Source organism: Amycolatopsis rifamycinica (assembly GCF_000695625.1).
Lineage (GTDB): Bacteria > Actinomycetota > Actinomycetes > Mycobacteriales > Pseudonocardiaceae > Amycolatopsis > Amycolatopsis rifamycinica.
This window is the reverse complement of record NZ_JMQI01000043.1, coordinates 257,414-267,306: the sequence shown is the minus strand read 5'-3', so window position 1 is coordinate 267,306 and position 9,893 is coordinate 257,414. Positions and strand designations below refer to the sequence as shown.

9 protein-coding genes are annotated in these 9,893 nt (G+C 72.2%); 5 read left to right on the top strand and 4 right to left on the bottom strand.

The window, feature by feature from the left end:
- Positions 1–69 precede the first annotated feature (69 nt).
- The gene (locus DV20_RS20955) at positions 70–291 is read right to left on the bottom strand and encodes a hypothetical protein (RefSeq protein ID WP_043782738.1); all 222 of its coding nucleotides are present in this window, start codon (positions 289–291) and stop codon (positions 70–72) included.
- Between the two features lie 246 nt (positions 292–537).
- Here DV20_RS20955 and DV20_RS20950 point away from each other — a divergent pair, with 246 nt between their 5' ends.
- The 3 genes from DV20_RS20950 to DV20_RS20940 all read left to right on the top strand — a co-directional run bounded on the left by DV20_RS20950 (position 538) and on the right by DV20_RS20940 (position 4,725).
- Positions 538–1,260: a phosphatidylserine decarboxylase gene (locus tag DV20_RS20950; protein ID WP_043782803.1), complete on the top strand. Its 723-nt coding sequence runs from the start codon at positions 538–540 to the stop codon at positions 1,258–1,260.
- A gap of 3 nt (positions 1,261–1,263) precedes the next feature.
- Entirely contained in the window at positions 1,264–2,214 is a 951-nt protein-coding gene (pssA, locus tag DV20_RS20945; RefSeq protein WP_043782736.1) for a CDP-diacylglycerol--serine O-phosphatidyltransferase, read from the top strand.
- 243 nt (positions 2,215–2,457) lie between these two features.
- Positions 2,458–4,725 (top strand): AAA family ATPase, encoded by a 2,268-nt coding sequence (locus DV20_RS20940; protein ID WP_043782734.1) that lies wholly within the window; start codon positions 2,458–2,460, stop codon positions 4,723–4,725.
- Positions 4,726–4,852: 127 nt separating this feature from the next.
- On the opposite strand, the gene DV20_RS20935 is transcribed toward DV20_RS20940, so the two are convergent.
- Together DV20_RS20935 and DV20_RS20930 are read right to left on the bottom strand one after the other, a co-directional pair.
- Positions 4,853–5,506 (bottom strand): LytR C-terminal domain-containing protein, encoded by a 654-nt coding sequence (locus tag DV20_RS20935; RefSeq protein ID WP_235190899.1) that lies wholly within the window; start codon positions 5,504–5,506, stop codon positions 4,853–4,855.
- The gene (locus tag DV20_RS20930; RefSeq protein WP_003101701.1) at positions 5,503–5,811 is read right to left on the bottom strand and encodes a DUF3263 domain-containing protein; all 309 of its coding nucleotides are present in this window, start codon (positions 5,809–5,811) and stop codon (positions 5,503–5,505) included. The genes DV20_RS20935 and DV20_RS20930 overlap by 4 nt, the downstream gene beginning before the upstream one ends.
- Before the next feature lie 155 nt (positions 5,812–5,966).
- Between DV20_RS20930 and DV20_RS20925 the strand changes: the two genes are divergently transcribed.
- On the top strand, positions 5,967–6,545 hold the full coding sequence (locus DV20_RS20925; protein WP_043782732.1) for a peptide deformylase: 579 nt from the start codon (positions 5,967–5,969) through the stop codon (positions 6,543–6,545).
- Between the two features lie 39 nt (positions 6,546–6,584).
- Here the strand turns inward: DV20_RS20925 and DV20_RS20920 are convergent, their stop codons facing one another.
- Positions 6,585–8,750 carry a glycoside hydrolase family 15 protein gene (locus tag DV20_RS20920; RefSeq protein WP_043782730.1) on the bottom strand — a complete coding sequence of 722 codons (2,166 nt, stop codon included), beginning with the start codon at positions 8,748–8,750 and terminating at the stop codon, positions 6,585–6,587.
- Positions 8,751–8,951: 201 nt separating this feature from the next.
- Here DV20_RS20920 and DV20_RS20915 point away from each other — a divergent pair, with 201 nt between their 5' ends.
- Positions 8,952–9,863, top strand: coding sequence for a S1C family serine protease (locus DV20_RS20915; protein WP_043782728.1), 912 nt, complete (start codon positions 8,952–8,954; stop codon positions 9,861–9,863).
- Positions 9,864–9,893 lie beyond the last annotated feature (30 nt).

The window sequence follows — 9,893 nt, the reverse complement described above, 5'->3', positions numbered from 1 at the left end:
TTGACCCGCCGCTCGAGTGACCGTTGGTAACTTTCGCCGAACGAACCGTGGTCAACGGACCTTCGGACGCTAGACTGCTTCCTCACGCGCGTCTCCCGGTGGCCGGGTGCGTGCGCCGTCGGGGGGCGGATGCACCCGGCCCCGGTCCTTCGCCTTCCTCGCTTCGATGACGACGTCCACCGCGCGCACCGGGTCGACGAGCGACGGCACCGGCACGTCGTCGATCTCCCGGCGCCACGCGCCCAGGAGCTCGCGCAGCCGGGCGTCGGCGGGATCGCGGCGGTCGATCATCGGTCCTCACAGGTCAGGCGGGGCGGCGCCCCGAGCGGCGGCAACTACTTAGAGTCATCGTCGAAATCGACCTTGCGTTACGGCTCGGCGATCATTCCCACCCGCCGCGGTGACCCCCTCGCGGAGGAGCGGGCAGGGGCGCGCGGACACCTCCACCTGGGGCAGCGGTAGCGTGGAGGCGCCCGTATGCGGCCGCCGGACCCGGCGCCGATCCGTTCTTCCGAGACGAAACCAGGGGACCCGACCATGAGCGGCACCCGGCCGGAGCCCGGCGCCAACCCCGTCGCCCACGCCCTCCAGCTCGCCCGTGAGACGCTGCCGCCGATGCACCCCGCCGGCCGCCCGTTCGTGGCCGGCGGCGTCGCCGCGACGCTGCTCGCCCGCCGGTTCTCCAAGCGCCTCGGGCTCGTCGGCGCGCTGGCGACCGTGGCCACCGCGGCGTTCTTCCGGGAGCCGAAGCGGGTCCCGCCGCCGCGTGACGGCGTCGCGCTCGCCTCGGCCGACGGCATCGTGTCGCTGATCGAGGAAGCCGTGCCGCCCGCCGAGCTCGGCCTGCCCGCCGAGCCGCGGATGCGCGTGTCGGTGTTCCTCTCGGTGTTCGACGTGCACGTCCAGCGCGTGCCGGCGAACGGCGTGATCGAGCGGGTCGCCTACCGGCCGGGCAAGTTCCTGTCCGCGGACCTGGACAAGGCGAGCGACGACAACGAACGCAACTCCGTGCTCATGCGCACCGAAGACGGCCACGAGCTCGTCGTCGTGCAGATCGCCGGGCTGGTCGCCCGCCGCATCCTCTGCGAGATCCGCGAGGGCGACAAGGTCGGCGCCGCTTCGACGTACGGCATCATCCGGTTCGGCTCCCGGGTCGACCTCTACCTCCCGCCGGGCTCGACGGTGCTGGTCAGCAAGGGCCAGCGCACGGTCGGCGGCGAAACGGTCATCGCCGAACTTCCCGCGCTCCCGAAGGGCTGACCGATGGTCCGCGTGACCACCCCGGGCGTCCGGCTGCTGCCGAACGCCATCACCGTGCTGGCGCTGTGCGCGGGCCTGTCGGCCGTGCAGTTCGCGCTGACCAGGAACTACGCGATGGCGATCGCCTCGATCGGCATCGCGGCGGTGCTCGACAGCCTGGACGGCCGGATCGCGCGTCTGCTGGACGCGACGTCGAAGATGGGCGCGGAGCTGGATTCGCTGTCCGACGGCATCTCCTTCGGTGTCGCGCCGGCGCTGGTGATCTACGTGTGGCAGACCGGCGCGGACCGGATCGGCTGGGTCGCGTCGCTGATCTTCGCCGTCTGCATGATCCTGCGGCTGGCGCGGTTCAACACCCTGCTGGACGACACCGAGCAGCCGCCGTACGCGAGCGAGTTCTTCGTCGGCGTCCCGGCGCCCGCGGGCGGCCTGCTGGGGATGCTGCCGCTGGTGGCCTACCTGCAGTGGGGTGAAGGGTGGTGGTCGTCGCAGTACGTCGTGTGGGCGTGGACGGTCGCCATCGCGGCCCTGCTGATCAGCCGCATCCCGACGCTGTCGCTCAAGACGGTCAAGGCGCCGCCGAAGGCGATCGCCCCGCTGCTGCTGGGCGTGGCGTTGTTAGCGGCGGCGATCATCCAGTTCCCGCTGGTCGCCCTGCTCGCGGCCATGGTGCTGTACCTGGCGCACATCCCGTATTCGATCTACCGGCACCGCTGGCTGGCGGCCCACCCGGAGGCCTGGACGGTCCCGCCGAGCGAGCGCCGCGCGATCCGCCGGGCCCGCTCCACCCGCCGCCTCGGCCTGCGCCGCCCGCTGCGCCGCCGCGTCGCGGGCGCCGCGATGCGCGCGGTCCGCCTCCCCCGCGAGACGGCCCGCGTCCCCCGCCTCACCTCCGAAAACGGCAACGGCCAGCGCCGCCGCTCCTGGCGCCGGATCGGCCTCCGCCGCAAGTAGTGTCGCCCCGCCAATCACGCGTGATGCCCCTTCAATCACGCGTGATGCCCGCCCAATCACGCGAGATGCCCCGCCAATCACGCGAGACCCGGCCCGGGTCACGCGAGATCGGGTCCTGATCACCCGAGTCGTCCGGTGATCACCGTGATCCAGCGGGCATCACGCGTGATCCAAGGGGCATCACGCGTGTTTGGAGGGGCATCACGGGGTCTGCGAGAGCGTCGGCTCGCTAGGGTGAACGGCGTGAGCCACCCGCAGATCACGCTGACCGTCCGGCACACCCCGTCCGCGCTGGACACGCGCCGCGGCGTCGTCCGGCTGCACCCCGAAGTCCTCGACGCGCTGGGCCTGCGGGCCTGGGACGCCGTCCACCTCACCGGGGCGCGGGTCAGCGCCGCGCTCGCCGCGCCCGCCGACGAGACCGGGGTGCCCGGGGTGGTGCTCACCGACGACGTCACCATGTCGAACCTCGGCGTCACCGAAGGCTCGGAGGTCGTCGTCGCGCCGGCCGAGGTGGCGGCCGCCAAGACCGTGACCGTCGCCGGGTCGCGGCTGGCCAGCGTCTCGCTGAGCCCGCACGTGCTTCGGCTCGCCCTGATCGGCAAGGTCCTCACCGTCGGGGACGCCGTTTCGCTGCTGCCGCAGGACCTCGCGCCGTCGCCCGGGTCGGACCCGGCCGGCCTGCGCGGCCAGCTGTCGCGCGCGATCGGCGCGACCTGGACGAACGAGCTCCTTACCGTCACCGCCACCGAACCGGCCGGCACCGTCGCCGTCGGACCGTCCACAGTGGTCACCTGGCGCGACGGCGCCCGGCCGGGAACCCCCGGATCCGCCGCGCCCCGGACGGCGACCGCGCTGGTCCGCACCTCCGCCGTGACCGCGGCCGAGGAGTGGATCGACGCCGAGGTCGTCGAGGACGAGGTCGCCGACGCGGTCGAGGAGACCGCCGTCCCGCTGGCCGACCTGATCGGCGCCGAGACCGCCGCGCGCAAGCTCGCCGAGTGGTTCGACCTCGCCTTCCACCGGCCCGAGCTGCTGGCGCGGCTCGGCGCGCCCGCCCACCTTGGCGTCCTGCTGTCCGGCCCGGAAGGCGTCGGCAAGGCGACGCTCGTGCGGTCGGTGGCCCACGACGCCGGCATCAAGACCATCCCGCTGGCCGCGCCCAACCTCGCGGTGCTCGACCCGAACGTCGCCGTGGCCCGCCTGCGCGATGCCATCCGGAGCGCCGAAGGTCCCTCCGTCCTCCTGCTCACCGACGTCGACGCCCTCCTGCCGGCGACGACTCCGCCGCCGGTGGCCACCGTCGTGCTGGAGGAGCTGCGGACGGCGCTGCGGCGCGAGCGCTTCGCCGTCGTCGCGACGACGGCCCGTGCCGAGTCGGCCGACCCGCGGCTGCGCGCCGCCGACCTGCTGGACCGCGAGCTCGGCCTGGGCCTTCCGGACGCGAAAACCCGCCGCGAGCTGCTGAACGTCCTGCTCCGCGACGTCCCGCTCGACACCGGCATCGACTGCGGCGTCCTCGCCGAGCGGACGCCGGGCTTCGTCGCGGCCGACCTGATCGCGCTGCGCCGGGACGCGGCGCTGCGGGCGGCGCTGCGCCAGCGCGACACCGACGAACCGCGCATCTCGCAGCAGGACCTGCTGGACGCGCTGGCCACCGTCCGGCCGGTCTCGATGTCCACTTCGGACAACCTGGCCACCGGCGGGCTGACCCTGGACGACGTCGGGAACATGGTCGACGTCAAGCAGTCCCTCACCGAGGCCGTGCTCTGGCCGCTGCGGTACCCGGACTCGTTCGCCCGGCTCGGCGTCGAACCGCCGCGCGGGGTGCTGCTCTACGGGCCGCCCGGCGGCGGCAAGACGTTCCTCGTGCGGGCGCTGGCCGGCACCGGCGCGCTGAACGTCTTCGCCGTCAAGGGCGCCGAGCTGATGGACAAGTGGGTCGGCGAGTCCGAACGCGCCGTGCGCGAGCTGTTCCGCCGGGCCGCGGAGGCCGCGCCCGCGCTGATCTTTCTGGACGAGATCGACGCGCTGGCCCCGCGCCGCGGCCAGTCGTCCGACTCGGGCGTGGCCGACCGCGTGGTCGCCGCCCTGCTCACCGAGCTCGACGGCGTCGAGCCGATGCGCGAAGTCGTCGTGCTGGGCGCGACGAACCGGCCGGAGCTGGTCGACCCGGCGCTGCTGCGGCCCGGACGGCTCGAGCGCCGCGTCTACGTGCCGCCGCCGGACGCCGAGGCCCGCGCGGCGATCCTCGCGGCGAGCTCGAAGAACACCCCGCTGGCCGACGACGTCGACCTCGCCGCGGTGGCGTCCACTCTGGACGGTTACTCGGCCGCGGACTGCGCGGCGCTGATCCGCGAAGCGGCCCTGACGGCGATGCGCGAGTCCCTGGAGGCCCGCGAAGTCACGGCCGCGCACCTGGAGACGGCCCGGAAGGCGGTCCGGCCGAGCCTCGACCCGGCCCAGCTCGCGACGCTCGAGGCGTACGCGCGGACCCAGGCCGGTGAATGAAGGGGCATCACGCGTGATCAGAGAGGCATCACGCGTGATCGGAGGGGCATGACGCGTGATTGGAGGGGCATCAGCGCGATGCCCGTTCCATCACGCGTGATGCCTGCTCGATCACGCGTGGAGCCCGTCAGCTGCCCTTGTGGGCGCCCTGGTACTCCTTCGTCACTATGACGATCACGCCGGGGCTCGCGCTCTGGATGCCCTCGAACCGGGGCTCGGCCTTGATGCCGAACTCCTGCGCGAGCTGCTTGGCCGCGGCTTCCTCGTCGGTGCCCGGGCGGTAGAACGCCGTCGTCGTCGGGATGACGCCCTGGGAGTAGTTGCCGACCTCGTTGACGTTCCAGCCGCTGCCGCGGAAGTCCTCCGCCGCCCGGTCCGCGAGTCCCTTGATCGTCGAGTTGTTGAACACCCGGACGGTCACCCACTTGTTGGACGCCTGCTGGTCACCACCCGGCTGCCCGGGCTGGCCGGGTTGCCCCGGTTGACCGGGGACGGCCGAAGTCGGCTGGCCGGCCGGTGGCGAACTCGGCGACGGCGGTACCGGCGACGAAGCGCTCGACGAGGTCGACGGCGGTGTGGCCGACGAAGACGAAGACGTCGAAGGCGGCGTCGAGCCGGACGTGCCCGGCTGCGTCGACGTGCCGCTCGGCCCGGCTTCGTTCGACCCGTTGCCCCCGCCCAAGGCGGTGATCCCGCCGATGACGGCGGCGATGATGGCCACCCCGATCAACGCGACGCCCGCGGCCTTCATCGGCCGGGACATTCCCGAAAACACACTCATTTCAGCTCGATCCCCAGTCGCCGGGCGCCTCGCTTGCGCTGGCGCGCGGCGCGGGTCTTGCGCAGCCGCTTCACCAGCATCGGGTCTGCTTCGATCGCCTCGGGCTTCTCCAGCAGCTTGTTGAGCAGCTGGTAGTAGCGCGTCGCGGACAAGTCGAAGCGTTCGCGGATGGCGTTCTCCTTCGCCCCGGCGTGTCGCCACCACTGGCGCTCGAAGGCGAGGATCTCGACCTCGCGTTCGGTCAGGCCGGGCACGGGCTTCGGCGGCGACGGCTGCGGCTCAGCCATCGACTCCGCGGCGTCCATCCGAGTCCCTCTCAATCGGGCGTCATGGCGAATCAGACCTAGCTCTTCCGCGGGCGCCATTCAACCACGGAAGCCACCACCCACGTGGGCATCGACGTCGGCGCGTCACGGTCTGATGCAGGTGTACCAGAGGGGTCCGACTAAACTGGCTCGCCGTGACCATCCACCCCATCGTTATCGCCGGCGAGCCCGTGCTGCACCAGCCGACTCGGGAGATCACCGAGTTCGACGAGAAGCTGCGCACGCTCGTCGACGACATGTTCGAGACGATGTACGCGGCCGAGGGCGTCGGCCTCGCGGCCAACCAGATCGGCCTCGATCTGCGGGTGTTCGTCTACGACTGCCCGGACGACGAGGGCGTGCGGCACAAGGGCGTCGTCGTCAACCCGAAGCTCGAGACGTCGGAGATCCCGGAGACCATGCCGGACCCGGACGACGACTGGGAGGGCTGCCTCTCGGCGCCCGGCGAGTCGTACCCGACGGGCCGCGCGAAGTGGGCGAAGGTGACGGGCTTCGACATCCAGGGCAACCCGATCGAGGTCGAGGGCACCGGCTACTTCGCGCGCTGCCTGCAGCACGAGACCGACCACCTGGACGGGTACATCTACCTCGACCGCCTGGTCGGCCGCCACGCGCGCGCCGCGAAGAAGATGCTCAAGCACAACAAGTGGGGCGTCCCCGGCAACTCGTGGCTGCCGCCGCGGACTCCCGAGGACGACGGCGCCGTCATCTGACCCGAAGGGCCCCTCGCGCACGAGGGGCCCTTCGGCGTTTCAGCAGCCGAGGAAGTGGCAGCGGACCACCTTCGGCGTTTCGAGGACCGAGCCCGCCTTGACGTCCCAGGCGAGCCGGACGTACTGGGCGTGCGTCCAGGCCAGCGGGGTCGCCGACGTCGTGGGCGTGCCGGCCGGGAAGCCCGTCTGCCCGGACGGCGGGTTCTCGTCCCACACCTGCTCCGGCATGGTCTCCGCCGAGCTGCTCACCCGGCCGAGGTCACGCAGCCGCCGCGCGGCCGAGGCCGGGTCGCCGAGCGCCAGTTCGTACTCGCCGCGTTCGCCGGCGAGCAGCGGCCAGAGCCGGCCGAACGTCGTGCGGCTCTCCGCGGGGAACGTGTAGTCCCACGGCGAGCCGTCGGCCTGCTCGCCGTAGCCGTCCTTCGTGTAGCGGTGCCAGAACTGGCCGGTCGGCGTGGTGAAGGCGATGTCGGAGTCGGTCACGCGCACGCTGTTGCGGATCACCGGGTCGTCGGCGCGGTAGACGCCGAGCCGGACCAGGTCGAGGAAGCCCGCGTCGGTGACCGCGCGCTGGTCCATCGTGACGCTCGAGTTGCCGAGGTTGTACGTCGTCCCGGCGTTGGCGTTCGCGTCCTTGGTCAGGCGGACGAAGTACGGGTCCTTCGACAGCGGCCCGTTCGTGGTGACCGTCTGCTTCGGCAGGTCGGCCTTCATCTTGTCGGCCGCGGCGAGGTACCGGGCCGCGTCGGCGGCCGCGCCGTTGTGCGACGCGAGGTCGGCGGCGCAGACGAGCCCGGCGATCACCGAGGCGATGGTCGACGGGGACCACCCGTCCTGCTCCTCCCAGCGCTCCTGCTGGGTGTACGGCGACGGCTGCCCGTTCGGTCCCTTGTACCCGAGGATGAAGTCGGCGGCCTTGCGAACACCGGGCCACAGGTCGTTCCGGCCGAGCTGCTGGGCCAGCACGATCGGGAACGCGGTCTCGTCGAGCTGGATCGACGTCCAGTACGGCACGCCGTCGACCCGGCTGTTCTGCGGCAGGTGCCCGTCGGGCTGCTGCTGCGTGCCGAACATGTAGGTCACGGCGCGGTTCGCGGCGGCCGTGTCGCCGCCGGCGGCCAGGCCGGTGGCGATCTGGTAGAGGTCACGCGGCCAGACCAGGTGGTAGGTGCCGGACGGCGACCACTCGGGGTCGTTGTTCCCGAACCGCCACGGCATGCTCGGCGACGCGATGAAGGCGCCCGGGTGGTGCTTGTCCTCGCTCGCGGCCAGCGTCAGCATCGACGCCTTGTAGAGATCGCGCTCCGCGCCGGTCTTCAGCGACGACGGCGGCTTGCTGATCCCGCGCAGGTACTGCTGCCAGCCGCGGTCGTAGGCGCGCGTGATGTCGCGGACGCCGCGTCGCTGCGACGCCTGCGCGCTCTTCAGCGCGTCGGCGGCCTTCGCGCCCATGCCCAGGGCGAGGGTGACGTGCCGGTCGCGGACGCCGTCGGCGTTCGTCTGCCCGGTCAGCACGACGTTGCCCTTGGTGGCGGTGTCGTAGGAGTTCAGCTTGAAGGTCTTGGTGAGCTGGGTGTTCCCGTCGGACCCGCCCGCGTAGCCGACGCTGGTCTTCGTGAACGCGGGCTTCGCGGTGAGCGCGGCGGCGTTGGTGGCGTCCTGCGCGGTGACGGCGTCGCCCTGGCGCGCGGCCGAGTCGTCCGAACCGTCGTTGGTGAGGTCCGGGTCGGCGACCGCGTAGAGCTGGTAGGGCCGCCCGGTGAGCGACTGGAAGTCGACGTCCACCAGCACCGTCGTAGCGGCCGGGTCGGTGACGTAGGTCTTGCGGAGGCGCCAGCGGTGCTGGTCGTCGGTGATGGTCTGCTCGTAGGTCAGGCTGTCGTCGTCGGTCCGCCGCACCTGCTGCGCCTTCGCGGAGTAGTCCGTGACGGCGAAGCCGCGGCCGTCCGTGACGACGAAGTTCAGCGAGCGGACGCTGGGTGTGGAGAGGTCCGGGTAGTAGACCTCGGACAGCTGGCCGCCTTGGAGGGTGAACCAGACGTTGCTGGACCGGTCGTGCGCGGTGCCGAAGCCGGTCTTGTTCGCGGGCAGCCAGCTGGGATGGGTCCCAGGCGCCCCGGGCGCCTCCCCCTGGGCCGCCGCGGTCGCCGGGATCAGTCCGGTGACGAGCAGCCCGGCGAGAGCGCCGAACATGAGTTTGCGCATATCAACCCCACAGAAGATCGCTTCTGCACCGTTACAGAAGCGACTTGGCAGTCTGCCGCCGATTTCTGCCGGATGCATGGTCCGATCCGGTGAACCACTGACCGTCACTGGTCCGGTGAACCGGTTCACGGACAGCGAACGGACATCCCGCTCGACCCGGCGCAGACTTGTAGTACCTGCAACGCTGTAATCGAGGTGCGCATGGACGACGCGATGGACGCCTACTCACGCGCGGTCAGCACCGTCGCGAAAACCGTCACCCCGCACGTCGCCGGGGTGCAGCTCGCGCGCGGCAGTGGGTCGGCCGTCGTGTTCGCCGATGACGGCCACCTGCTCACCAACGCCCACGTCGTCGGCGATCACCGGCAGGGCCTCGCCACCTTCGCCGACGGCAGCGAAGTGCCCTTCGACGTCGTCGGGGCGGATCCGCTGTCCGATCTCGCCGTGCTGCGGGCGCGCGGGGAGACCCCGCCGGCCGCCCGCCTGGGGGACGCCGACGAGCTCGTCGTCGGGCAGCTCGTCGTCGCCGTCGGGAACCCGCTCGGGTTCTCCGGGACCGTCACCGCCGGGGTCGTCAGCGCGCTCGGGCGGGCGCTGCCGGTGCGGCAGGGGCGCGCCACCCGCGTGATCGAGGACGTCATCCAAACCGACGCGGCGCTCAACCCCGGCAACTCCGGCGGCGCGCTCGCCGACTCCGCCGGGCGGGTCGTCGGCGTCAACACCGCCGTCGCCGGGTTCGGGCTCGGGCTCGCCGTGCCGATCAACGCGACGACGCGGCGGATCATCGACACGCTCGTCGTCGAAGGCCGGGTGCGGCGTGCGTACCTCGGCGTCGTCGGCGTGCCCGCGCCGCTGCCGGACGACGTCGCCGAGCGCACCGGGCAGGACGCCGGGCTGCGGGTGCACGAAGTCGTTCCCGGCGGGCCGGCGGACCGGGCGGGCCTCAAGAAGGGCGATCTCGTGCTCACCGTCGGACGCACCCGCGTCTCGGACGCGCAAGGCATCCAGCGGCAGCTGTTCGCGGAAGTGATCGGCACCGCACTGCCGATCACCGTGCTGCGCAACGGAGCCATGGTCGACGTCTACGCTACACCCGCCGAGTTGGTCGGGTGAGGTGACCGGGCTTGAGTCTCGCGGCCCGGC